Source organism: Sporosarcina saromensis (assembly GCF_033253735.1).
Lineage (GTDB): Bacteria > Bacillota > Bacilli > Bacillales_A > Planococcaceae > Sporosarcina > Sporosarcina saromensis.
The window spans coordinates 41,840-64,386 of sequence record NZ_JAUBDI010000013.1 but is presented as its reverse complement, the minus strand read 5'-3'; the positions used below and the strand labels follow the sequence as shown (position 1 = coordinate 64,386).

Genomic DNA, 22,547 nt, shown 5'->3' with positions numbered 1-22,547 from the left:
ATTCCCTGTTCTTTCAAAATTAATGCAACATGACGGTGATTTCTATGGATTTCAACCTGAGATGCCGCACTGCATGATCGGTCCTTCTATTGCTAGTGAGCCGCCGAATTCAAGTACCCACCGATTCGAGTGACTTTTACCACCGATTCGAGCGACTTTACCACCGATTCTCCGGTTTTTAACCAATTTGCCGTCGTTTCAAAGTCGCTCAATCGGGCACTTTCCCGTTATCACCGATTCTACGGAGTTTATCACCGATTCTAGGCTAGTTATCACCGGTTCTCGGAGGGTTATCACCGATTCTCACGACGTTATCACCGATTCGGACCACTTTATCACCGATTCTCCGGTTTCCAACTATTTCACCCGCACTTTAGCTTCCCACAAACCTATAAATTTACCGTTATCACCGCTTAGATGGCGTTTATCACCGCTTGTGTCCCATTTATCACCGCTTACATCGACGTTATCACCGCTTGTCGACTGTTTATCACCACTCACCCAGTTAATGGAATCCCCCGCCTCAACTCTCTCTTCCCCCAACACGTTTCTTCTTCAACATTCACCATCCCACATTCCATCCACAAAAAAACCACCCGCGACACATCTCCCACGCGAGTGGTTTAAAACTCTTCTCCTCAAACTTTCAATTCATGCCCTTTCAACTGATCGCGCAATGCTTTTTTCAAAAACTTGCCGACGGATGTTTTCGGGATTTCAGTCAAGAACACGACATCGTCTGGTACCCACCATTTGGCGAACTGCCCTTCTAAATAGGACAACAACCGTTCCTTCATCACATCATCAGCCGTCTTGCCATCTTTCAAGACGACGCAGGCGAGTGGGCGTTCTTGCCATTTTTCATGAGGAACGGCGATGACCGCTGCTTCGAAGACATCTTCATGTGTCATTAGGGCATTTTCCAAGTCAACAGATGAAATCCATTCGCCGCCACTCTTGATCAAATCCTTTGTCCGATCCATCAACTTCAAATAGCCGAATTCGGTCATGACGGCAATGTCACCGGTGTATAGCCAACCATCCTTAAATGCTTCCACTGTTCGTTCGTCTTTATAATATTCACTTGCAATCCACGGTCCACGCACGGTTAATTCACCCATCGTCTTGCCATCCCACGGGACTTCTCCATCTTCATTTACAATACGGACTTCAAGGCCTGGCATGATGAGCCCTTGTAACGCACGAATATCGACGCGTTCATCCATTGACAGTTCTTCCATACCCGATGTATACACGGAAAGACTGACAAGTGGTGAGGTTTCTGTCATGCCGTATCCGACGTAGAATGGCACTCCAAGCTTTTCCTCGAACGCCCGAATCAGCCCTTTTGGAGAGGCTGAACCTCCACAGACAATTGCACGCACTGATGATAAATTTCGCGGTTGCTGCTCCTGTACTTTTAACACCGCTAGCCAAATGGTCGGTACGCCTGCTGTAATTGTGACATTCTCTTGTTCAATCAAATCGAGCAGCAGCGCAGGGTTAAGCCCTGGACCCGGAAGCACTTGAGTCGCTCCAAAAAATACAGACGCAAACGGGATGCCCCATGCGTTGACGTGGAACATCGGAACGACTGGCATGACGACATCTCGTTCGCACAAGCCCATCGCATCAGCAAGTCCGAGCGCATAACTATGCAACACAATGCCGCGGTGCGTGTAAACAACACCTTTTGGATTGCCCGTCGTAGCAGATGTATAACACATGCCCGCTGGCGTATTTTCATCTAAATCTTCAGGATAGACAAAGTCATCGGATGCCCCGTCCAACAACGCTTCATATGAATGAACATTGGCAAGCGACGTTTCAGGAATCTCCCTGCTATCCCCCATGATGACGTAATGCTTCACCGTCTTCAGCAACGGTGCAAGCTTTTCAAAATGCGGGAACAAATTGTCATCGACTAAGAGAATTTCGTCTTCTGCATGATTAATGACATACGCAATATGCTCCGGTGACAAGCGAATATTCACCATATGCAGGATCGCGCCTGTACTTGGCACGCCGAAATATGCCTCCAAATGGCGGTGATGATTCCAACCGAATGTGCCGACTTTCGTTCCGTGTTTCATCCCCAGTTTTGTCAGTGCATCCGATAGTTTACGCGTCCGCTTTGCAAATTCACGGTACGTAATCCGATGGATCGTATCCTCCCCCGTACGTGAAATGATCATCTTATTCGGAAAAAACTGTTCTGCCCTTGTAATGAAAGAAGATAATAGTAATGGTGTTTGCATCATAACGAACATTCCCCTTTTCCCACATGTATTTTTCCCTACTTGTACAACCATTCGCTTTGCATCCTATGACACACATGCGGCTCATATGCCGTCAACCTAACCCCATATTTTTCGCGATAATCAACTTCATAATTTCATTCGTTCCTGCATAGATCGACGCAACGGGAATATCCCGGTACCTCCGAGCAATCTTGTACTCTTCCATGTAGCCATAGCCGCCATGGAGTTGCATGCATTCGGCGGAAATTTCCCGCGCCGTCTCCGTAATCCAATATTTTGCCATAGACACTTTCGTGACGATTTCTTTGCCGGCTAGATGGTCCTCGATGAGCGATTCTAGAAAAGCCTTGCCAAGCTCAACTTTTGTAGCGATTTCTGCGAGCTTAAACTGCGTGTTTTGGAATGAACCAATGGACTTCCCGAACGCCTCGCGTGATTTCACATAATCGAGCGTCATTGCAAGCATATCTTCCGAAGCGGTTTGTGCGGATAACGCGACGACGAGCCGCTCCTGCTGCAGCTTTTCCATGAGATAGCTAAACCCTTTGCCTTCTTCACCAAGTAAATTCCGAGCAGGCACCCGGCAGTCTTCGAAATAGAGTTCCGCTGTATCTTGCGCATGCATGCCGACCTTGTCCAACTGCCTTCCTTTCGTAAAACCAGGTGTCCCTTCTTCCACCAGCAGCAAACTAATGCCTCGATGCTTCGGTTGCGCTGCTGGATCCGTCTTTACGACAACGAGAAACAGGTTACCATTCACTCCGTTTGTGATGAACGTCTTCTGTCCATTGACGATATAAAATTCCCCATCTTTTATCGCCGTCGTCTGGATACTCGCTAGATCCGACCCTGTTCCTGGCTCCGTCATCGCAACGCCTGTAATGACATCCGCTGTAATACAACCCGGAAGCCATCGCTGTTTCTGCGCTTCATTCCCAAACGATTCGATATACGGAACAACGATGTCATTGTGCAAGCCGACACCCGTCAAGCCTGCGCCAACACGCTCCATCTCCTCCCCGATGATGACGCCGTAGCTAAAATCGAGTCCTAATCCCCCATACGCTTCCTCCACTTGCGGGCAAAGGAAGCCCATCTCACCAAGTTGTTTCCAAAATGATACGGGTATCACTTTGTCTCTCTCCCATTGCTCGTAGTGAGGAACAGCCTCCTTCGCTAGAAATTTCCGAAGCGTTTCTCGAAATAAAACATGTTCATCCGTTTCAAACCGGTAACGCGCCATACAACTCCCCCTTTCACTTGCAACGTATAAATTGCTTATACCTCCCGCTAACAACAACCGGCACTTCGCTAGCCCCTTCATACAATTTTCGAGACGAGCCACACCGACCAATCTCAATGCGCCTTAACAGGCAACTTGCTATTTCAATACAGTTTCATCCACAATCGATTCCTTACGCTGTCCAACCACTCTTCTATTTCGCCTGCATCCGTATCGCGCCATCCAATCGGATTACTTCACCATTTAATAGTGGATTCGTTACGATGCTTTCAACGAGTTTTGCATATTCATCCGGCCGTCCTAGCCGTTTCGGAAATAATGTCATGTCCACAAGCGCTTGTTGAGCGGGTTCAGGAAGCCCGGCGAACAAAGGCGTTTCAACGAGGCCAGGTGCGATCGTCATGACGCGTATACCGTACGGTGCAAACTCCCTTGCAATCGGCAACGTCATGCCGACTACACCGCCTTTTGATGCACTATATGCCGCTTGCCCGATTTGCCCTTCAAATGCCGCGACGGAAGCGGTGTTTATAATGACGCCACGTTCGCCTTCTTCATTGGGCTCATTGTCCATCATGGCAGCTGCCGCGACACGGAGAACATTGAACGTGCCGATCAGATTGACTTGAATGAGCTGTTCGAAGCGTTCAAGTGCCATCGGGCGACCTTTTGAAACGACTTTTCCAGGAGTCGCTATTCCTGCGCAATTGACGAGCACATTCACTTTCCCAAATGTCGCTACGACTGCGGCTACATTTCGTTCCACCTCTTCTGCACTCACTACATCCGTTCTTTTTAATAAAACCCGGTCTTCCCCTAACGCATCAACTAACGACTGTCCACGATCCTCGTCCCGATCGAAAATGGCCACTTTACCACCGGCAGCGACAAGCCGCCTTGTCGTCGCTTCCCCTAAACCGGATGCGCCTCCTGTGACAATTGCAACCGTTTCATGTACCTCCATCTCTTCAGCCCCTTTAGACAATCCTTATCGATATGAGCAATCAACCATTATCGTTCAACTAACGACTGGTAATCGCCTGACCTAAACGTAACAAGTTCTCATGTATTGCATGAATAGACTTCCCCGCTATCATAAAACGGTGATCTTTTTACGTTCATTTTCAGATGAACGAACGCAGTGCCGACTAAACGGCGCATGTTACATTACGCACATTAATCTTAGCACCTTGCAGTCAACCATCCCGTCATTTTCAAACCTTACAGCCGCTCAATAATCGTTGCGTTCGCCATACCCATCCCTTCACAAATTGCTAACAATCCGTATCGGCCGCCTGTCCGTCTCAGTTCATTCACTAACGATACAAGCAATTTCGTTCCGGTCGCACCAAGTGGATGACCTAATGCGATTGCGCCACCGTTTGGATTCAACTTGTCGGGATCTGCCCCAACTTCCTTCAACCAGGCAAGTGGAACAGGAGCAAAGGCTTCGTTCACTTCGTACACATCCATGTCGTCGATTGTCAGACCCGCTTTCAGTAAAACTTTTCGTGTCGCTTCAATCGGACCGGTGAGCATAAGGCTTGGATCTGAACCGACAACTGAACGTGAGACGATGCGAGCGAGTGGACGTATCCCCAATTCATCTGCACGCTCTTTTGACATGAGCAACACGGCAGAAGCACCGTCACTCATTTGACTGGCATTCCCCGCTGTAATGACGCCTTTTTCATCGAACACCGTTTTGAGTCCAGCAAGCACGTCGAGTGTGGAATCCGGACGCGGGCCTTCGTCCGTTGTAATTGTTTCAACGCTACCATCGCCGCGATTCACAACAACCGGCACGATTTCATCCCGGAACTTCCCTTGTTTAATCGCACGTATCGCCTTCTGATGGCTTTCATACGCAAACCGATCGAGCGCTTCCCTTGTCAGTCCCCATTTTTCGGCAATGCGCTCGGCAGATAGGCCTTGGTTTATGATTTCGTATTTTGCAGTCAGTTGAGGGCTCGGTTTTGCGTCACCCATGTTGGAAAACATCGGCACTCTCGTCATGCTTTCGACGCCGCCTGCAATGACGATGTCCATGTCACCTGCTGCGATTGCTTGGGCAGCAAAGTGGACCGCTTGTTGGCTCGAGCCACATTGACGGTCGATTGTGACACCGGGTACGTGGATTGGGAAGCCTGCAATCAATGCCGCTGTCCGTGCAATATTGCCGCCTTGTTCACCTGCTTATGTGACGCAACCTAAAATGACATCTTCTACGTCTACTTTGTCGATGCCCGCTCGATTGATAAGCTCTTCGAGGACGATTGCTGCTAGCTCGTCCGGCCGATAGTCTGAAAATGCCCCTTTGCGTCGACCGACTGCCGTTCTGACACCTTCGACAATGACAACTTCCTTCATGTCCGCACCCCATTCTCTGAATTAATTGATAGTTCATATAGTACTAGCTTACATGAAAGCGCTACCAAATTCTAGTTGTATTTACTCGAATTCAGTCTCAAGTCTTAGTGCAATATCCGCTTTCCGCCTGTTTGGACGAGATGAAATCCGTTATATGATAGGTGTACAACGAAAGGAGGAACAACAAATGAAAAAATTTGGTCTTGCGATACTTGGCATTGTGGCAGCTATCGTTGTTCTTGCGAATTTAGGATCGATTGTTGCATTAGCCATTTCCGCTATCGTCGCTTTTGCGGGATTCCATTATTACCGGAAGAGTGATTCGACATTGCTCAAGTTGTTTTGGGCGATCGTATTGCTGATCGGTTTGTTGACGGCAATTTCCAACATTCCGGCGTTCATCGGTATCATCGCGATTCTTGGTGTGTATTACGTGTGGCGCAAATGGAACGACGTGAAAAACGAAGATGTAATCCCTACACATTCCAATGACCCGTTCGTCAATTTCGAACGTCAATGGGATGAACTGACAAAATAAGGAGGAAACGACGATGAATTCATTATGGAACCGATTCAAATACACCGTGCAAGCCGATTTGCACACGATGCTGGATAAAAAGGAAAAGAAAAATCCGATTGCCATGTTGAACCAATATATCGTGGAAGCCGAAAAACAAACACAATCCGTTGGCAAATTGTTGGAGCGGCAAGGGAAATTAAAGCTTGCGCTTGAAAAGGAGTACGCAGAAGCTACAGCAATGGTCGATAAACGTCGCACTCAGTTACAGCTGGCAGAGACGACTGGCGAGGAAGATTTAATCGCATTCGCACAAGCTGAAGTTCATGCTTACGAAACACGTGCTGCAGATTTGGCGAACAGTGTGACTGAGGCAGCTCATGAGTTGATGGCATTCGAACGGAAATTTGAGGAAATGAAACATAAAGTGAAAGATATGAAAGTGCGACAACTGCAATTGATGGGCAAAGAAAATGTGACACGTGCCCATCGCCGCATGGATAAATTTATATCGCCTGAACAAGCAGATGCCCATGTTTCTAACGTGGAAGAGATGAAACAATACATCGAAAACCTTGATCGCAACATTTCACGCGACTACGAAACGTCTTCCATGGAGCGCCGACTGGAATCATTGGAGAAAAATTCCGCAAAAACTGCGGAAATTGTGTAAGATAGTAGTAGTTGATGTGAAACCTGCTTTTGAGCGATTGTTCACATGCCAAGACGAAATAAACGGGAAGGTGCTTGCCTTCCCTCTTCAATTTCAGTTGGACTGGAGGGCGTTACTTTAAATGCCTTCCTTTCCATTTTGTTAAAACGTTGCGCTTTATGGTCCACGCAAAGAATAGGATGAGACGTGGAATCTGACAGGAAGAAGGAGGCATTCAGCATGAGAAAATTAGACACGAGTAAGATGACGTTTTGGATAATCGCCTTTCTTCTGTTGATATTTGTGGAGTCTGCATTTTTATCTAACGGCAATATCATCTTCCTCCTTCTTGGTGCCGGATTTATTTATTTTGGCTTTAAAAAACGAACGAAGTGGATGACGTTTGTAGGGTTCTTTTTCATCGTGATGGCATTGCTCACTTTATGGAGCTTGCGCATGCTGTTGTTGGCATTATTTGTGTATATTTTATATCACCTGTGGAAAGGTGTACCGGCTGAGGAAATTATGCGACCAGTGAAATCCGTCCCTCAAGCAACTCAAAACGGCATTTGGAAAAACAAGTGGTTTTCTGTTCAATCTTCCCCGTTTTCATCATATGAATGGGAAGATATCCAAATCCAAGGCTTCTTTGGAGATATCCATGTCGATGTAACGGACACTGTTTTGCCTAAAGGGACGTCTTTCATTTCTGTTCGACAAGGGTTTGGTCGAATAAAGATTGATGTACCTTATGAAATACCAGTCCGTATTCATTACACAACTTTGTTTGGGGAGGCACGGATACTCGATATCAGTCCTAAACGAATGATCAATGAAACGCTCTATTATAAAGATGGTTATGAAGGTGTCACTGGCGAGCGTGCAGAACTCATCATTTCGTTGGCGACATGGATGGGTGATATTGAGGTGACGCGCAAATGAAAAATCTCGTTGGCCGTAGTTTCTCTTTATCATTGTTGTTTTTGGCAATTACCGCGATTTATTTTTATGCACTCATCGATGTGCCAATCGAGGAAAGCTGGGTGCTCTTTTATGACATCCAGTATGCCAATGTCCCTTTAGGTGCTTGGATTCTCATTACGTGCATTTCATTAGGGACTGGGATTGCGTTTTGGATGAGCGGCATTAGCCGTTCCAAAGATAAAGTATTTGTGCAGAAACTGACAGGGCTAATTCAAAATGAAGAGCTTGTAAAAACGAAGCGATTTTCACCTAAGATTGAGCGTCGACTTGTGGATGTCTCGAATATTTTGGCGACGCAGCGGAAAAGTTTGCAGCGCATTACGGATGAACGCGCAGAAGCACAAGACAAAATGATTCAGGAGCGTATCGTTCAAGAACGGCAAAGATTGGCACGTGAATTGCATGACTCCGTTTCCCAACAACTGTTTGCAGCTTCGATGTTGCTGTCTGCGATAACGGAAAGCAACGAGGATGATGCTGCATTGCAAAAACCGTTGTTGCAAGTGGAACGGATGGTGCAACAAGCTCAATTGGAAATGCGCGCGTTGTTGCTACATTTACGGCCAGCCGCGTTGAACGATAAATCATTGGCACAAGGTCTCGAAGAATTGTTAGTCGAATTAAAAGAAAAAGTGATGTTCGATATACGTTATCGTCTGGAAGAGGTGTCGCTTTCTAAAGGTGCAGAAGATCATTTATTCCGCATCGCACAGGAAACGCTGTCGAACACTTTACGGCATGCACAAGCAACCGAAGTAGACATTCTCTTTGTCGAAAGAGATGGTCTATGTATTTTTCGCGTTCAAGATAATGGTGTCGGCTTTAAAGATACAGACGGTAAAGGCGGATCTTATGGGCTGCAAAACGTGAAGGAGCGTGCAATCGAGATTGGCGGCACATGTAAAATCGTGTCCGTCCCTTCGCAAGGTACGATTGTTGAAGTGAAGTTGCCGACAAAAAAAGGGGATGAGTTGGATGATTCGAGTTCTTTTAGTGGATGATCATGAAATGGTACGGATCGGGGTGTCCGCCTATTTACAGACGCAACCCGATATGGAAGTCGTCGGGGAGGCTGTCAACGGCAAAGAAGCTGTGGAAAAAGCGCTCGCATTACGACCGGACATCATTTTAATGGATATGGTCATGCCTGAAATGAATGGAGCGGAGGCAACAGCTGCAATTATTAAACAATGGCCAGAAGCGAAAATCGTTATTGTCACGAGCTTTTTGGATGACGATAAAGTATACCCTGCCCTCGAAGCGGGTGCAATTAGCTACATTCTTAAGACGTCAAATGCGAAAAGGATTGCAAATGCCATCCGCGATACACTGAAAGGGCAAACGGTTCTAGAACCAGAAGTGACGACAAAAATGATGCAAAAAATGCGAACGGGCACAGCTCACAAACTACATGATGAATTGACCGAACGCGAACTTGAAATCCTTCTGTTGCTGGCTAAAGGGAAAACGAATCAGGAAATTGCCGATGAGCTGTTCATTGCATTAAAGACAGTGAAAACGCATGTGAGTAATTTGTTGGCGAAGCTTGAGGTGCAGGATCGGACGCAGGCTGTCATTTATGCGTTTAAGAATGATTTGGTGGAATGATTAGTTGCTTTTCTTAGGAGGAGTTCTGATACAGTATGCGGCGTTTTCGAAAAGAATGCGGCGTTTTCGACGTTTATGCGGTGTTTGAGGGAAATATGAGCTGTATTCGGCAATTTTGCCGCGTTCGGGCGAAGTATGAGCCGTTCCGACAAAATATGCACCGTTTGAGCGAAGTATGCCGCGTTCTATAAGAAATAAGTTGTTCAATTAGTGAACGCGGGGTTTGCTTTGTCACAAAACTGACTGAATCGCGCCTAATGGGTTATAACCAATTAAGCACTTGTTCTTAGTTGATTCCACGAAGCATTCCAATTCTTATCATTGTAGATTGGAGGAAATGAAATTGTGAAGAAATTTATATTTATGTCGCTTGTCCTAATCGTTTTCTTTATTGTAAGCGGATGTAATAATAAAAACTCTGTTCCAAATATTAAAGCAGATTACTTTGATATAGGTTTTGGGGATAGTTTATACTTCGGTCATAATAAAGTAGATAATGAAACTGTTCAGTCACTTGTGAAGGCTTACAACCAAATAGAATATAGCGGTCAAACAAATCAAGAAATAAATTATGAAAAGGCGATAACGATAACATTTATCTATAATGATCAAATTTCTGGTACTTTGGTGATAGATGATAAGGGGCTGTTTCATATAAAGGACAGTGCTGAAAATTATCTAATAGAGCCAAACACTGACATTTATCAACAAGCATTAGATATATTTTATGAGGTGAAGAATCAATCGTAAGCATTTGTGATAAAAGGGTACTCCCTTTGATTTTATGAAGTATATTAGCTTCAGCTAACTTAGTGCTCCTCATAAAATTCATATATATGTGCTGTAGTGTTAAAATAGAAAAAGAATCAGTATTAACATTAACAGGGAGAAAGGATTGAAGGAAATGGCTATGGAATATTTTCAAGTGAATTTACCGAAGACCTTTTTACCATTTATCAATCATGCTTCTGGGGATAGTCTCGATGCAAAAGTAAAATTATCTTTAGCTATAGGTATGTTTATCGAGAAACAAGTAACCTTGGCACGAGCAGCTGAGTTAGCGGAGCAACCTCTTGCCGATTTTATTGAGTTACTAAAATCCAAGAGCATTCCTTGGATGGAATACACTGACGAGCATTTAGAAGATGACCTTCAATCTATTTTGACGACCTCTAAACAAACCGCCTCGGAGTAAGGAGGCTGAATTTATGGCCTTTGGACGCATCTAAATTGGAACTGAAAGCAACGACTTCTTACTACGATCCTGTTAATTTACTAGCCTTTTCTCTTCTTGAATTCATCACATACAGTCATAAAACCGCCTAGCTATCTCCATTCTCGATAGCTAGGCGGTTTACATTGGTTCTTTACTTCATATTAATTATTGTCTGAATGGATTGTTTGGATCCTCTCCACGGTTCGAATCGTATGGATATTCTTCGCCAGCGTTCGGCGCGTTGTATCCTTCTTCGTTCGTTTGGTTGAACTTTGTCGGATCAGGATTTTTTAGGGTGTTTGTCATATCAGAATCAGCCGGATCCGATAATGGCAATTCATCGGAAGGGAGATGTCCCGTACGTGGTTCATAATCCTTTCCTGTTGGATAGTCAGTCGGCGGCATATTGTTTGCACGCGTTGTTCGACGCATCGCTTGCTGCGCTTGACTTGCAGATTGCTCCGCTTCACGCTTCATATCTTGTTTTTCCTGCTCCCACTTCTCCTTGGAAACATCTGCATTTTGGAGACTGCTTTCCATTTTCGACAAGTAACGTGATGCATGATCACGTCCACCTAAGCCAAATGCGAGACCGAAAGCGAGCGCCACTCCTCCTAAGATGAGGATAAATGCCGCATTGATAATCGCGGGTGCAATGCCTAATTGGCTAAGTGCCATGAAAAACGCGAACGCCAAAATTGCGTATTTTGCTACATAGCGCAACACGTGCGGTTGGCCGGATTGCGTCGTCATAATACTGCCGACAAATTTCTCAGCAAGATTTGCGAGCCAGAAGCCGACTGCCAAAATGACGATTGCTGCAACGACCATTGGCAAGTAAGCAAAAATACCTGTCGCTAACGTTACCATGAAGTCCAAGTCAAGAATTTGTAGTGCTTCAACAACAAACAACAAAATGACAACGATTTGGACAATCGTTCCGATAATTTGCGAGAATGATGGCATTGAAGCGGAGACGCTAGAACGCACACCCATCTTTCCAAAAATCGAGTTGATGCCTAAATTGTTCAATAGTGAAATGACGACACCTTTCATCCACTTCGCCAAATAAATACCGACGAGGACAAGTACTACTGCTACCGCAATTTTCGGCAACATCGTCATAATGTCGTTCAACATGGCAATTGCAGGACCGGAAATTCCCTCAAGGTCCAACACTTCAAGTGCTGAAATCGTCACAGGCAACATAATCAGTACAAAAACAATCGTTCCGATTACGCCCGAAATACTTGTTGTCGTCCCCGTAGACGTCAGCTTGAACTTATGTGCAAATCGGTCAATGCCAACCGTTTCAAGTAATTTTGTAACGATGGTACGAATGATTTTCGCGACGACCCAACCGATTGCGAAAATTAGTGCTGCACCTACTAGCTTTGGAATGAAGTGCATGAAGCTTTCTAGCATTCCTTCAAACGGGCCGCTAATTCCGCTTAAGCCAAGTGCATGTAAGACAGCTGGAACGAAAAGTAGCAATATGACATAAAACGCTATATTTGCTGCGGTTTCCACCCATTTCGACTTATCGATTTCATCGGGTGAAGCACCAACCTTTGCACCGTACTTGTTCAATTTCATCTTGTGACCGACTGCCAAAATTACTTTTTTCACAACAAGTGCAAGCACCCAAGCTAACAAGAGAATCAAAGCAGCTTTCAAGATGCTAAGAACCGCACCACCAATGCCTGAGTACATCGTCATGAACGGCTCAGCAATCATGGATGCATTCATGATGTTAAAGAATAATAGGAATGCCAATAGTAAAATTCCGAAGAAAAACACCTTACTAATGATCTTTTCAACATTCCATTTATCGTCTTTCACATCGAGTCTTTCATTCACCCTCGACTTCTTCAACCGCTTATACACCGCATTTTCCACTGCTTTTGCAATAAAAAAGCCGATGAGTAGCACAATTAATCCAATAATTAGTTCGGGAAGCCAACTTACCATATTGGCAAAATACAAGTCTCTGAACATTCCATGTCCTCCATTCGTTTTAGTAGTCTACTTAGGACTATTCCTAAAATCGTGGAAGTCTAAACCTATTCATTTAGTAAGTATGGAAAAAGTCGAACAACCACCCAATTCATTTCCAAATCAGATGGCTGTTCGACTTATTTTGCAGTTAGTTTAATAAGTGCATGAATGATACCTGTATGGACGCCTTCGTGCCATACGACAAATTCCACAACGCCTTCTACAGTGTTCATTTCTAGTAACTCGCCAATTTTCATTGGCGATTCGAGCACATCTTGTAGTTTTCCGTCGAGTATATTCGCCAACCGCTCCGTTTGTTCAGAAAGCGCGGCAATGAGTGCTTCCGTTCCTGGTACATCGCCTTCCCATTTTGCCGGGCTTGACCCCGGAGCAAACAAAGGAATCCATTCTTCATGTTCAATTTCGTAGGTTGGGACTGCTTTCTTCACCAATGTTTCCATCGTCATGAAAATATGCCCGACATGCCAACGAATCGTATTGTTGAATCCTTCAGGTTGGACATCCCAAGCTTCCTCTTGCGCCTGTTGCAACCATCCAAGCGTATAAACCCTTGCGAATTTCATCTGATTTAGTAAACTCATCCCCAACTCCCCCTTTCATTTAACTTTAATGCTATGTACAGATTGTTTCAATTGTTAAAACAATCATTTTTCGCATCGATTGTCTCCATAAAAAACAGCCTCATCGATGGGCTGTTTACAAGTATCCTACTTTTCTTTTTTATGTTCATTCCATTGTTCATGTGTTTTCTCGTTGAATGAATGACTTACTTCATTGGTATCACTCATTTGTGGACGTGCTTTAGGCTTTACAGTTTCACTGGCTGGTGGTTTGTTTTCGCTGTAGGCTGACGGTTCATGTTTGCCGGTTTCGTCTTGAGCGTTTTTGCGAAAGTCACGTGTCCAGTTGGAATCGGACGGGTCCGCTAAAGGTAGCTCATGCGTCGGCACCATTCCTTTTCCGGGTTGCAACACTTTTGGTTCGAGATCTTTCTTATTTGGATATTTTCCATCTTTTATTGTCATATTGGAATCCACCCTTTCTACCTTACCCTAAGTAATTGTCTTTTCCCTCTTTCACCGCAGCTAAACCTATTTTCTTTACTGGAACACATTTATCAGTATTTTCGTCCTCTTTACAAGGAGGTGGTGAAATGAGGAAAACATTCGGTTCCCTTTTCCCAATCGTTAGCATCGTCGTCTTGTTATGGATCGAACAAGGGCTTGAAGTATCATATGTCTGGAAAACAGCTGCAAAAGCACTCCTGTTCCTCATAATCCCACTCATACTATTCCGAGCGACTCGCTTTCCTTTTTTACGCTTTCGGAATACGGATAGACGGAGTATCGGCATCGCTGTCGGTTTAGGTGTCGTTGTCATGTCCGCAATTATCGGTACGTTTCTCGTCTTGCAGACATATATCGACTTGGATGCACTTATTGCAGATCTCACGTTATCAGGGATTACAGTTACAGTGTTCCCATTCATCGCGGTCTATATTCTCTTTGGCAATTCCATAATGGAAGAGTTTTTCTTTCGTGGCATCTTGCCCGATCTTTTCGGTCGTTCGCGGCTGCGTTTCATACTTCCTCCACTCTTTTTCGCGATTTATCACATAGCGATCTTTTTGCCTTGGTTCAGTTTACCGATTTTACTATTAGCAGTTGGCGGACTGTGGGTTGGTGGTGTCATTTTTCAACTTGTTAATGAGCGAAGCGGGACGATTCTTCCGTCATGGATCATTCATCTGTTTGCGGACTTTGGGATTTTGCTGATTGGTGTGTACGCTCTTTATTTTTATTAACTGAAAAGCGTTCGATCTGCTCTTGGTTACCGATGACAATAAGGGTATCGCCTGCTTGCAGTTTCTCATCCAAATCGGGATTGCTGATCAGTTCTTTTTTTCGTAAAATCGCGACGAGGGTGATGCCATAATGCTTACGCAGTCCCGCATCCTCGATTGTGGAGCCGACTATCGGAGATTCATCTTCTAAGTCGATTTCACCCACCATGAAATCCTTTTCTTCGGATTTGATTAAGTCTTTAATGTAGTCCGCTCCTGTCGGTTTTGTGACGGACATGGCAAGTTCGCGCCCTCCAATGATGGATGGATTAATGACGCTAGTGGCGCCTGCCTTTTTAAGGATTTCTTCCGAGTCGGCCCGCTCTGCCCTTGCAGCAATCGTCAGTTCTTCATTCAATCCTTTGGACGTCAAGGTTATAAACACGTTATCTGCGTCACTAGATAAGGCTGTAATAAGCGCTCGCGCGTGTTCCACTCTCGCTTTAAGCAACGTATGCTTGTCCGTTGGATCGCCAACCAAGCGCAATGTTTCCGGTTCAAGCGTTTCTTGCAACTCTGCATCATTATCGTGAATAATGACGATTTGAATGTCTTCATCATCTTCTTTCAGCTGTTTATATACTTGTTGGGCAACTCGTCCAAACCCACAAATAATAATGTGGTCATTTAAATTCGCAATTTGTTTTTTCATTTTCCTCAACCACACTTTCTCCGTTAACTGTTTTTCGACAAAATAGGACGCACCCATCCCTAATCCATATGTAACAATCCCAGCTCCTGCGGGTACGAGCAATAGTGCAAACCAACGCCCTTCGTACGTAGTCGGGTACATGTCACCATATCCAATTGTCATAATGGAAATGACCGTCATCCAAAGTGCATTGAAAAACGATAATTCTTCATAAAACATAAAGCCGATTGTTGCTGTCGCAAGCAATACTATTGTCGTAAATAGTAAAATCATCAACCTTCTATATCGAATATCAATTCGTAACCAACGTTTATACAAACCCATCAACTCCATACGAGCATACTCTTCTTTCCTGTATTCCTTCTGTAGGGTGGGCATAAACCACCTAATATGATTACGGATGGCGCGAGGTTTTTAAGGTGGAAATAAATTAAGTTTTTCCATTCTCAAATGTCACACTATTCACAAACAAAATTTTCCATCAGATGGTATACTTGTATCAATATCAATCTATGAACTTGCATCTAAGGTGGAGGTGATTTGGCGGAATCAGGGGTGTAATTCGGTATAAATTAAGGGAGGAATGTCTTTGCGTTTCATCAAAATCGCGTTAATTTCTTTACTCGTGCTTACTGTTTGTGTGCTCACGTATTATCATTTTGATTATCAAAAGACGCTCCAAAAAAGTTCTAGTACAATCGAGCGAATGTTTAAAGAGATGGAGGAGGTAGAGGCAAAAGCAAGTTGGGAGAGCGACAATTCCCAAGCAAGTAGTGGCAATGATTTCCCTCTCTATTCAAGTGATGAACTTGCATTAACCGGCTTTCAAGGAACGCAACAAGAGGTCCTAACGGAGCTTATGGGGTATGCACATTTAATCCCATATGAATCATTGGAGGGGGAGATGGCTTTTATTCCAGAAGAGGCTCAAATCCTTACACATGAGTGGGCGTTTATGCCGTTTGGTGACGGGATAACTGGGGGTTATTTGTTATTGTCATTCAAGGTTGACCAAGATGGATCCTATCCAAGTCATGTGAAAGTGATGGAGCATTATTTGTATGGGGAAGGGTTTAAAAAATAGGTGTGCGCTATTAAGAAAAATCCGCACGCATGCCAGATCTTTAGGCAATACATGCGGATTTTTTATTTCATAGGTACGGTTACGGTCACTTTGAACAGATCGCCGTCCAGTTCAATCTTCATGTTTCCACCGTGCATATCGACGATCGATTGCGCGATGGCGAGGCCGAGGCCAGAGCCATCAGTATGACGTGATGTGTCGGCACGTTTAAAGCGTTCAAACAGCTCGTCGACGTTTTCACCTAATTCATATTTCGTAATGTTTTTTACGACAAATTCCGCAACGTCCACTCTTTTTCGAAGCGTGACATACACACGAGTTCCCGGCAATGAGTATTTTATAGCGTTCACGATGAGATTATCGAGTACACGCCACCATCTTTGCCCATCTACATATGCCATAAGCATGTCATCCGGAATATCTGTCCTAAAGTCGAGTCCGGATTGAGCGATATCGTCGGCATGTTCTGCGAGTGCTTGTTGCAATAACTGCGTCAAATCGACACGTTGTTTATACAACTCCAAATTCCCACTCGCCATTTTGGACACTTCAAATAAATCTTCAATGAGCGTTTTTAACCGTTGTGACTTTTTATCCAAAATATCGACATAGTTTGCACGCTCTTCTGGTGTAATCGATTCATCTTTTAACAGATCGGTATACGTAATAATTGATGTGAGCGGCGTTCGTAAATCATGGCTGACATTTGTAATTAATTCCGTTTTCAGCCGCTCGCTTTTCGCCTGTTCAGTCATCGAGCTCCGTACCCCTTCACGAAGATTGTTTAAATTCTTCGCATGTTCTGCAAGAGGAGATTTCCCTTCAATTTTAATTGCTTCATTTAACCGACCTGCCGCCATCGCCTCAGTTGCGACTAAAATTTTGTTCAAGTACGCAACTCTTCTTACGAAAATGAAACTTACAGGCAGACCAAGGAAGAGGACGCAGAAACTATAAAGGACAAAAAATACTGGATCAAAGAAAATGGTCAAAAAGCCGACGCCTGCTAGGAAAAAGCCGATGAGCAAGATGAATGTTTGAACGCCAATCGATTTCTTCAAGAACATCGTTTGCAAAGCTTGTAAGAAGCGGATAAAATACGTATCCTTTAAGTCGGCTTCTACAGCCCCTTTTTGTTTCCAACGCTCCACACCATGAACGAGTTGGAATGCAAGTAAGATCGTTGGGAGGACGCCGAATACAAGGAAGGTTACGGTCCAGCTGCCGAATCTGCCTAACCTAGGATACTTGAAAAGGTCCATAAAGTAAGAATTACTGTCTATGTAGACGAATAAAACAAGACCCGTTAAGATGAGTGCAATCAATTTAAGGTCAATTTTCAAGTTGGCATACTTTTCATCAAACGGTGTTCCGATCACCCAAGCCTTTTGAAACTTCATAACGGTGAGCAATGTGATAAGTGAGACAAGTCCAAGAAACCAAAATGCATAGGAACCATATTTCCATCTATTGAAAGTTTTATATTGCGAATAGAGGCTGCTCCCCTTTTGGATTTCTGCCTTAGGAATACTGACGACACCTTCAAAGGATTGTACTGTATTTGCCATTGCACGAATGTCTTCATTGCTAATTGTCACACTATCTCCGTGTGGAGCGGAACTAGTCCATTCATTACGAGCATCTCCTTGACCCGGGAGAGAATGAGCTTTAAAGTACCCTTTAGCCGAATTGAATTGTTTTTTGTAAATTGACGGTACGGATACATCACCTGCAGAAAATGTCTCACCCGTTTCCACGTTTGTGAATTCATAAGCAATTGGCAATGAATATGAGCGATTGTTGTATTCATTTAAATACTGTTGTAACGCCTTTTCTTTCTCTTTTCGAATCTTCGCTTCCACGTGGGCATCGTCTTCGAAGTTCTTATTAATGTCTGCTAATTTTATATCTCTTTCTTTCGTGAGTGCTTCTTGCAACGTCTCGTTTTTCGCAGCTCTCGCTTCCTCAATCCTTTGATCATACTGGTCATGAATATTTGAAATTTGTGCTGGTAACGAACCGTACCAGTAGCGGTACTCCTCGATTTCCTGCTTAGATACCGTCAGTTGCTCTTTTGCTTCTTCTCGGTCAATCGGATTTAGAACAGTCGGCCCGATGGAGGAATAAAACTCTTCTAACTGCCATGCTAAATCATTTGATTCTGAAAAATCCCTACCTATAATGTTGTGACCTTCACGATTCAATGAAAATGCTGCAAGGAATACGAGGACGACGAGTGCTGCCCATACAACAAGTGGCAATCTATTTTTCATCAGGCAGTGCCCCCTTTAATGATGCGTGCAAAATACGATACGATTTCTGTGGATCGTTCCCATCCGTCTGCTGCGATGTTTAATAGATGAGGAAAACAATAACCGATACTAATTGTAGCGATACCGATTGCAAAGATGGACATGACGAGTGGCAAACGGCTACTTCTCGATTTTGTACCCAATGCCCCACACCACCTTTACATACCTTGGATTTTTCGGATCTGCTTCGATTTTCTCGCGTATCTTCCGTATATGAACAGCGACAATATTCTCGGCGTTGTACGCTTCTTCATTCCACACGCGTTCGTATATTTCATTAATCGAAAACACACGCCCCGCATTTTTCATAAGTAATTCTGTAATTTTGTATTCAATCGGCGTCAGTTTTACTGGGTTTCCATCGACCGATAACTCCTTCGCATCTTCATCGAGGACAAGCCCATCAATCTCAATCTTTTTCTGGCCATCATACGTACCTAATTGGACATACCGACGGAGCTGTGATTTAACGCGCGCCATTAATTCCAGCGGATGAAAAGGCTTTGTCACATAATCATCCGCACCGACGGACAAACCATGGATTTTATCGGAGTCCTCCGCTTTCGCACTCAGCATGATAATCGGAATGTTTTGCGCTTCCCTGATTTTGAACGTCGCCGTAATCCCATCCATATTCGGCATCATAATGTCGAGGATAAGTAGATGAACGTCATTCGTTTGGAGCAAATCAAGTGCTTCTCTCCCATCCGCCGCCTTCAGCACAGCATACCCTTCATTTTTCAAATAAATTTCAATCCCATCGCGGATCTCTTTATCATCATCCGCCACAAGCACATTGAATTTCGCCATCATCCGCACCTCACTTCACTCTATGCTACCCATTGTATTAGTTAAATCTTAACATTCCTCAAGGGGAATTATGAAGAAATTCTTAAGATGAGTGGTGATAAATTGCTGATGAGCGGTGATAAACTCGCTACGAGCGGTGATAAATTCACTACAAGCGGTGATAAACTATTTCATGAAGATACTAGAGTGAAATAACGGATTAGAAAAACTCAAAATTGTAGGGAATCGGTGGTAAATTGTTCAGAATCGGTGGTAAACGGCCGAGTATCGGTGGTAACGAGTCTAGAAACGGTGCTAAGCCTGTTAAAATCGGTGGTAAGCTGCTGTAAAACGGTGGTAAACTTTTTGCTTCTTTAAAGTAAGGGCTTTTTCCTGGAAACAACCCATGAACCCCCCCTTGAATTGTAGGCAAACGGTGATAAATTCATGGGAATCGGTGATAACTCATCGAGTATCGGTGATAAACTCGGGAGAATCGGTGATAACTCCTCGTGAATCGGTGATAACGCAGCTAGAATCGGTGATAAACTTTTCCGCCAGTTAACAGAGTCTGGGGGCACGTCATTAAAATCACTCAGAATGAAGGCAATCTGCGGATTATGTCCCAAATCGGCAGACAACTCTACAAGTTACGGTGCTACATTTACTCACAGGAAAATAACTTGCACTCCTCACGAAATGTTCATACTTTTTCGTTTTCACCTTCTCTTATTGATTTAACAAAATAGTATAATAGTGGTAGTTTGGGGGAGATGATTATGGAGCGCTCTACAAAGAATTGGACGGGTTGGCGGTTTCCTGTACTGTTGCTTAGCGCAATGGGATTGTCGACGGTGGGGGATTTTATTTATTTAGTGGCGATTAACTTGCTTGTTTTTCAAATGACGAATTCTGCAACGGCGGTTGCTGGGTTGTGGATTGTCGGTCCAGCAGCGGCTATTTTTACACGATTTTGGGCCGGCAGTGTCATTGATCGGTCAAACAAACGAAGACTGATGATATGGACAGATATTATTCGAGGAATTTTGGTAGCACTTGTTCCGTTCATGAGCTCCGTGTGGGGCGTTTACGTTTTGCTTTGGTTTATTAGCATGGCGAAATCCTTTTTTGCTCCTGCTTCGCTCACGTATACAACGACACTCGTTCCCGAGGAAAAGCGCAAGCGGTTTAATGCATTTTATTCGTTGACGACATCTGGTGCATTCATTATTGGTCCCGCGATCGCAGGCGTTTTATTCCTCATCGGCTCTGTGCATTTTGCGATTTGGATGAATGCGGCGTCCTTCTTCATTTCAGCTCTTATTTTATTATGGTTACCGAACGTGGACGCAAAACAGACAGCTGGGCTGAATCCGTTATCTATTCAAGCGATTGTGCAAGACTTGAAAGCGGTTGTTGTTTTGGGCAAGTCGAGACTGTTGGTAATGGTTGTTCTCGGTGTGTACCTCGTTTTCACGCTCATGACGTTTGCGATGGATGCACAAGAGGTTGTTTTTACACAGCAAGTTGTTGGATTAAGTGAAATTGACTACAGCTTACTTATTAGTATTACCGGCATTGGTGCCTTGGGAGGTGCAGGAGCGGTTGCTTTGTTTGCCAATAAATTATCGATACGCATCCTGTTCGGCGGTGGTTTGTTCATGGTGTCGATCGGGTATTTGCTGTATGCTTTCAGCCAGTCTTTCCTGATGATTGCTTCTGGATTTATTCTCCTTGGATTTTTCAATGCATTCGCCAACACTGGCTATACGACTTGGTACCAATACCAGATTCCAATTGAATATATGGGCCGTGTGACAAGTTTATATGGTGTCGTCTTAAGCCTTTTTCAAATTTTATTTGTCCTAGGAATGGGGTTGGTCGCGGATCTCATGTCCCTTCGCGTGACGATCATTGCACTAGCATTGCTTAGTTTGGTGAGTGTATGGGCTTTGATTTTCCTAATGGTGCAACCAAATATCAAACAGGTATTTACAGATGTCGATCAAACAAAGATAACATAAAAGTAATAAATAACGAAATTTAATCAAAATAATATGAAAATACACTAAATAGTATAGAGAAAACGATCTCCTAATGGTATGCTAATAATATACTGGCAGAATCTTCAAATACTGTATATACGGGAGAGATGCATTCCAATGAAAAAATGGTTGTTGCTGTCCGCTACACTATTCTTGGTAGGCTGTGCAGAGGACAAAAAAGAGTTACCTAAAGATGCAGAAGTTGAAACGACAATCAGTTTAAAACCTGTAATTGATGTAAGCATTAATAATTTCGGAGCATGGGCATACTACGATAAGTATTGTTGGGAAGATGCTGAAAAGCAATGTGCTCTCAAACCGACATTACCTTCCGAATTTTTGGAGCGTGAACATGTGAATCATGTTGAACCTGGCGAGACTATTTCTTTCCGCTTCTCGATTCCTTTGGATGATTGGGATTTCCCACAACCGGATTCATTCATCGCTTATATCCAAGATGGGGAGGAAATGAAACCAATCGAAGTGAATGAGAAAACTGTCCAAGCACCTGAAACTCCCGGCAAGCATTACATGTCTGTTAAAGCGATATGGGATGGCGAGGTAAAAGGGGAAGCGATTTATGCATTTTCACTGTATATAAAAGAGTAATTTCAACCATCGGCTATTCACATTATTAGGATGCCACATTTTCGAATAATCCATTCTAAAATGAACATGCTTTCCCTATAACGGGAGGTGATTGCAGATGGCGAAAGAAAAGAAAAAGAAGATGAAAAAAGGCAATACGTTGGACCGTGAAGAGTTTGGCTATGGTTTTGACATCAGCCCTGATGATTTTGAAGTGATTGGCAAGAACAATCAAGCGAATAAACAGAAGGATACTGAAAAGGATACAGAGAAACACCGTCCACCAACCAATTGATTTTCTCTATTGATTTATTAAAATAAAGTGATTATAATCAAAACAACAACATCTTACAAAGGCTGTGAA

At 43.9% G+C, this 22,547-nt stretch carries 25 protein-coding genes, 1 pseudogene and 1 other annotated feature (1 of these 27 cut by a window edge); of the genes and pseudogenes, 12 read left to right on the top strand and 14 right to left on the bottom strand.

What is annotated here, in order from left to right; translation table 11 throughout:
* Nucleotides 1–51 precede the first annotated feature (51 nt).
* The 6 genes and pseudogenes from QT711_RS13315 to QT711_RS13290 all read right to left on the bottom strand — a co-directional run bounded on the left by QT711_RS13315 (nt 52) and on the right by QT711_RS13290 (nt 5,874).
* Nucleotides 52–186, bottom strand: a complete 135-nt coding sequence (locus QT711_RS13315; RefSeq protein ID WP_317944995.1) for a hypothetical protein — start codon at nt 184–186, stop codon at nt 52–54.
* A gap of 171 nt (nt 187–357) precedes the next feature.
* Nucleotides 358–543 carry a hypothetical protein gene (locus QT711_RS13310; RefSeq protein ID WP_317944994.1) on the bottom strand — a complete coding sequence of 62 codons (186 nt, stop codon included), beginning with the start codon at nt 541–543 and terminating at the stop codon, nt 358–360.
* A gap of 95 nt (nt 544–638) precedes the next feature.
* Nucleotides 639–2,261 carry a long-chain fatty acid--CoA ligase gene (locus tag QT711_RS13305; RefSeq protein WP_317945058.1) on the bottom strand — a complete coding sequence of 541 codons (1,623 nt, stop codon included), beginning with the start codon at nt 2,259–2,261 and terminating at the stop codon, nt 639–641.
* A gap of 91 nt (nt 2,262–2,352) precedes the next feature.
* The gene (locus QT711_RS13300) at nt 2,353–3,504 is read right to left on the bottom strand and encodes an acyl-CoA dehydrogenase family protein (protein WP_317944992.1); all 1,152 of its coding nucleotides are present in this window, start codon (nt 3,502–3,504) and stop codon (nt 2,353–2,355) included.
* A 193-nt stretch (nt 3,505–3,697) separates the two neighbouring features.
* Nucleotides 3,698–4,468 (bottom strand): 3-hydroxyacyl-CoA dehydrogenase, encoded by a 771-nt coding sequence (locus QT711_RS13295; protein ID WP_317944991.1) that lies wholly within the window; start codon nt 4,466–4,468, stop codon nt 3,698–3,700.
* A 257-nt stretch (nt 4,469–4,725) separates the two neighbouring features.
* Nucleotides 4,726–5,874 (bottom strand): annotated as a pseudogene (locus tag QT711_RS13290) (thiolase family protein).
* Between the two features lie 187 nt (nt 5,875–6,061).
* Here QT711_RS13290 and QT711_RS13285 point away from each other — a divergent pair.
* The 7 genes from QT711_RS13285 (at nt 6,062) to QT711_RS13255 (ending at nt 10,830) form a co-directional block, all read left to right on the top strand.
* Nucleotides 6,062–6,412, top strand: a complete 351-nt coding sequence (locus tag QT711_RS13285; RefSeq protein ID WP_317944989.1) for a lmo0954 family membrane protein — start codon at nt 6,062–6,064, stop codon at nt 6,410–6,412.
* A 13-nt stretch (nt 6,413–6,425) separates the two neighbouring features.
* On the top strand, nt 6,426–7,064 hold the full coding sequence (locus QT711_RS13280; RefSeq protein ID WP_317944988.1) for a PspA/IM30 family protein: 639 nt from the start codon (nt 6,426–6,428) through the stop codon (nt 7,062–7,064).
* 219 nt (nt 7,065–7,283) lie between these two features.
* Nucleotides 7,284–7,985: a cell wall-active antibiotics response protein LiaF gene (liaF, locus tag QT711_RS13275; protein WP_317944987.1), complete on the top strand. Its 702-nt coding sequence runs from the start codon at nt 7,284–7,286 to the stop codon at nt 7,983–7,985.
* Entirely contained in the window at nt 7,982–9,028 is a 1,047-nt protein-coding gene (locus tag QT711_RS13270) for a sensor histidine kinase (protein WP_317944985.1), read from the top strand. Before liaF ends, QT711_RS13270 begins: the two co-directional genes overlap by 4 nt.
* Nucleotides 9,003–9,635, top strand: coding sequence for a response regulator transcription factor (locus QT711_RS13265; protein ID WP_317944983.1), 633 nt, complete (start codon nt 9,003–9,005; stop codon nt 9,633–9,635). Before QT711_RS13270 ends, QT711_RS13265 begins: the two co-directional genes overlap by 26 nt.
* Before the next feature lie 345 nt (nt 9,636–9,980).
* Nucleotides 9,981–10,385, top strand: a complete 405-nt coding sequence (locus QT711_RS13260) for a hypothetical protein (RefSeq protein WP_317944982.1) — start codon at nt 9,981–9,983, stop codon at nt 10,383–10,385.
* A gap of 154 nt (nt 10,386–10,539) precedes the next feature.
* The gene (locus QT711_RS13255) at nt 10,540–10,830 is read left to right on the top strand and encodes a UPF0175 family protein (RefSeq protein WP_317944980.1); all 291 of its coding nucleotides are present in this window, start codon (nt 10,540–10,542) and stop codon (nt 10,828–10,830) included.
* A gap of 186 nt (nt 10,831–11,016) precedes the next feature.
* On the opposite strand, the gene QT711_RS13250 is transcribed toward QT711_RS13255, so the two are convergent.
* The 3 genes from QT711_RS13250 to QT711_RS13240 form a co-directional block, all read right to left on the bottom strand.
* The gene (locus QT711_RS13250) at nt 11,017–12,849 is read right to left on the bottom strand and encodes a mechanosensitive ion channel (RefSeq protein ID WP_317944978.1); all 1,833 of its coding nucleotides are present in this window, start codon (nt 12,847–12,849) and stop codon (nt 11,017–11,019) included.
* Between the two features lie 137 nt (nt 12,850–12,986).
* The gene (locus QT711_RS13245) at nt 12,987–13,451 is read right to left on the bottom strand and encodes a DinB family protein (protein WP_317944976.1); all 465 of its coding nucleotides are present in this window, start codon (nt 13,449–13,451) and stop codon (nt 12,987–12,989) included.
* Between the two features lie 126 nt (nt 13,452–13,577).
* Complete coding sequence (locus QT711_RS13240; RefSeq protein ID WP_317944974.1) at nt 13,578–13,895, bottom strand: hypothetical protein; 318 nt, start codon at nt 13,893–13,895, stop codon at nt 13,578–13,580.
* Nucleotides 13,896–14,023: 128 nt separating this feature from the next.
* Between QT711_RS13240 and QT711_RS13235 the strand changes: the two genes are divergently transcribed.
* Nucleotides 14,024–14,674 (top strand): CPBP family intramembrane glutamic endopeptidase, encoded by a 651-nt coding sequence (locus QT711_RS13235; protein ID WP_317944973.1) that lies wholly within the window; start codon nt 14,024–14,026, stop codon nt 14,672–14,674.
* Here the strand turns inward: QT711_RS13235 and QT711_RS13230 are convergent.
* Nucleotides 14,610–15,698: a potassium channel family protein gene (locus tag QT711_RS13230; protein WP_317944972.1), complete on the bottom strand. Its 1,089-nt coding sequence runs from the start codon at nt 15,696–15,698 to the stop codon at nt 14,610–14,612. The two genes, QT711_RS13235 and QT711_RS13230, sit on opposite strands and share 65 nt — an antisense overlap.
* Before the next feature lie 256 nt (nt 15,699–15,954).
* On the opposite strand from QT711_RS13230, the gene QT711_RS13225 reads away from it, so the two are divergent.
* Entirely contained in the window at nt 15,955–16,449 is a 495-nt protein-coding gene (locus QT711_RS13225; protein WP_317944971.1) for a hypothetical protein, read from the top strand.
* A 62-nt stretch (nt 16,450–16,511) separates the two neighbouring features.
* On the opposite strand, the gene QT711_RS13220 is transcribed toward QT711_RS13225, so the two are convergent.
* The 4 genes from QT711_RS13220 to QT711_RS13205 all read right to left on the bottom strand — a co-directional run bounded on the left by QT711_RS13220 (nt 16,512) and on the right by QT711_RS13205 (nt 19,953).
* Nucleotides 16,512–18,722 carry a sensor histidine kinase gene (locus QT711_RS13220; RefSeq protein ID WP_317944969.1) on the bottom strand — a complete coding sequence of 737 codons (2,211 nt, stop codon included), beginning with the start codon at nt 18,720–18,722 and terminating at the stop codon, nt 16,512–16,514.
* Nucleotides 18,722–18,904 carry a hypothetical protein gene (locus tag QT711_RS13215; RefSeq protein WP_317944968.1) on the bottom strand — a complete coding sequence of 61 codons (183 nt, stop codon included), beginning with the start codon at nt 18,902–18,904 and terminating at the stop codon, nt 18,722–18,724. Before QT711_RS13215 ends, QT711_RS13220 begins: the two co-directional genes overlap by 1 nt.
* Nucleotides 18,882–19,571 (bottom strand): response regulator transcription factor, encoded by a 690-nt coding sequence (locus tag QT711_RS13210; RefSeq protein WP_317944966.1) that lies wholly within the window; start codon nt 19,569–19,571, stop codon nt 18,882–18,884. Before QT711_RS13210 ends, QT711_RS13215 begins: the two co-directional genes overlap by 23 nt.
* A gap of 199 nt (nt 19,572–19,770) precedes the next feature.
* On the bottom strand, nt 19,771–19,953 hold the full coding sequence (locus tag QT711_RS13205) for a hypothetical protein (protein WP_317944965.1): 183 nt from the start codon (nt 19,951–19,953) through the stop codon (nt 19,771–19,773).
* A 376-nt stretch (nt 19,954–20,329) separates the two neighbouring features.
* Between QT711_RS13205 and QT711_RS13200 the strand changes: the two genes are divergently transcribed.
* The 3 genes from QT711_RS13200 (at nt 20,330) to QT711_RS13190 (ending at nt 22,478) form a co-directional block, all read left to right on the top strand.
* Nucleotides 20,330–21,574: an MFS transporter gene (locus QT711_RS13200; RefSeq protein ID WP_317944963.1), complete on the top strand. Its 1,245-nt coding sequence runs from the start codon at nt 20,330–20,332 to the stop codon at nt 21,572–21,574.
* A gap of 138 nt (nt 21,575–21,712) precedes the next feature.
* The gene (locus tag QT711_RS13195) at nt 21,713–22,204 is read left to right on the top strand and encodes a hypothetical protein (protein WP_317944961.1); all 492 of its coding nucleotides are present in this window, start codon (nt 21,713–21,715) and stop codon (nt 22,202–22,204) included.
* 97 nt (nt 22,205–22,301) lie between these two features.
* The gene (locus QT711_RS13190) at nt 22,302–22,478 is read left to right on the top strand and encodes a hypothetical protein (RefSeq protein WP_317944960.1); all 177 of its coding nucleotides are present in this window, start codon (nt 22,302–22,304) and stop codon (nt 22,476–22,478) included.
* Between the two features lie 55 nt (nt 22,479–22,533).
* Nucleotides 22,534–22,547, top strand: a binding site (T-box leader) (it continues 246 nt past the right edge of the window).

Coding starts and splice junctions, on each gene's coding strand:
- QT711_RS13210 (WP_317944966.1), bottom strand. CDS start 19,571: ATGGCGAAATTCAATGTGCTTGTGGCGGATGATGATAAAGAGATCCGC.
- QT711_RS13190 (WP_317944960.1), top strand. CDS start 22,302: ATGGCGAAAGAAAAGAAAAAGAAGATGAAAAAAGGCAATACGTTGGAC.
- QT711_RS13220 (WP_317944969.1), bottom strand. CDS start 18,722: ATGAAAAATAGATTGCCACTTGTTGTATGGGCAGCACTCGTCGTCCTC.
- QT711_RS13285 (WP_317944989.1), top strand. CDS start 6,062: ATGAAAAAATTTGGTCTTGCGATACTTGGCATTGTGGCAGCTATCGTT.
- QT711_RS13280 (WP_317944988.1), top strand. CDS start 6,426: ATGAATTCATTATGGAACCGATTCAAATACACCGTGCAAGCCGATTTG.
- QT711_RS13245 (WP_317944976.1), bottom strand. CDS start 13,451: ATGAGTTTACTAAATCAGATGAAATTCGCAAGGGTTTATACGCTTGGA.
- QT711_RS13295 (WP_317944991.1), bottom strand. CDS start 4,468: ATGGAGGTACATGAAACGGTTGCAATTGTCACAGGAGGCGCATCCGGT.
- QT711_RS13195 (WP_317944961.1), top strand. CDS start 21,713: ATGAAAAAATGGTTGTTGCTGTCCGCTACACTATTCTTGGTAGGCTGT.
- QT711_RS13270 (WP_317944985.1), top strand. CDS start 7,982: ATGAAAAATCTCGTTGGCCGTAGTTTCTCTTTATCATTGTTGTTTTTG.
- QT711_RS13235 (WP_317944973.1), top strand. CDS start 14,024: ATGAGGAAAACATTCGGTTCCCTTTTCCCAATCGTTAGCATCGTCGTC.
- QT711_RS13240 (WP_317944974.1), bottom strand. CDS start 13,895: ATGACAATAAAAGATGGAAAATATCCAAATAAGAAAGATCTCGAACCA.
- QT711_RS13230 (WP_317944972.1), bottom strand. CDS start 15,698: ATGGAGTTGATGGGTTTGTATAAACGTTGGTTACGAATTGATATTCGA.
- QT711_RS13305 (WP_317945058.1), bottom strand. CDS start 2,261: ATGATGCAAACACCATTACTATTATCTTCTTTCATTACAAGGGCAGAA.
- QT711_RS13265 (WP_317944983.1), top strand. CDS start 9,003: ATGATTCGAGTTCTTTTAGTGGATGATCATGAAATGGTACGGATCGGG.
- QT711_RS13200 (WP_317944963.1), top strand. CDS start 20,330: ATGGAGCGCTCTACAAAGAATTGGACGGGTTGGCGGTTTCCTGTACTG.
- QT711_RS13250 (WP_317944978.1), bottom strand. CDS start 12,849: ATGTTCAGAGACTTGTATTTTGCCAATATGGTAAGTTGGCTTCCCGAA.
- liaF (WP_317944987.1), top strand. CDS start 7,284: ATGAGAAAATTAGACACGAGTAAGATGACGTTTTGGATAATCGCCTTT.
- QT711_RS13255 (WP_317944980.1), top strand. CDS start 10,540: ATGGCTATGGAATATTTTCAAGTGAATTTACCGAAGACCTTTTTACCA.
- QT711_RS13300 (WP_317944992.1), bottom strand. CDS start 3,504: ATGGCGCGTTACCGGTTTGAAACGGATGAACATGTTTTATTTCGAGAA.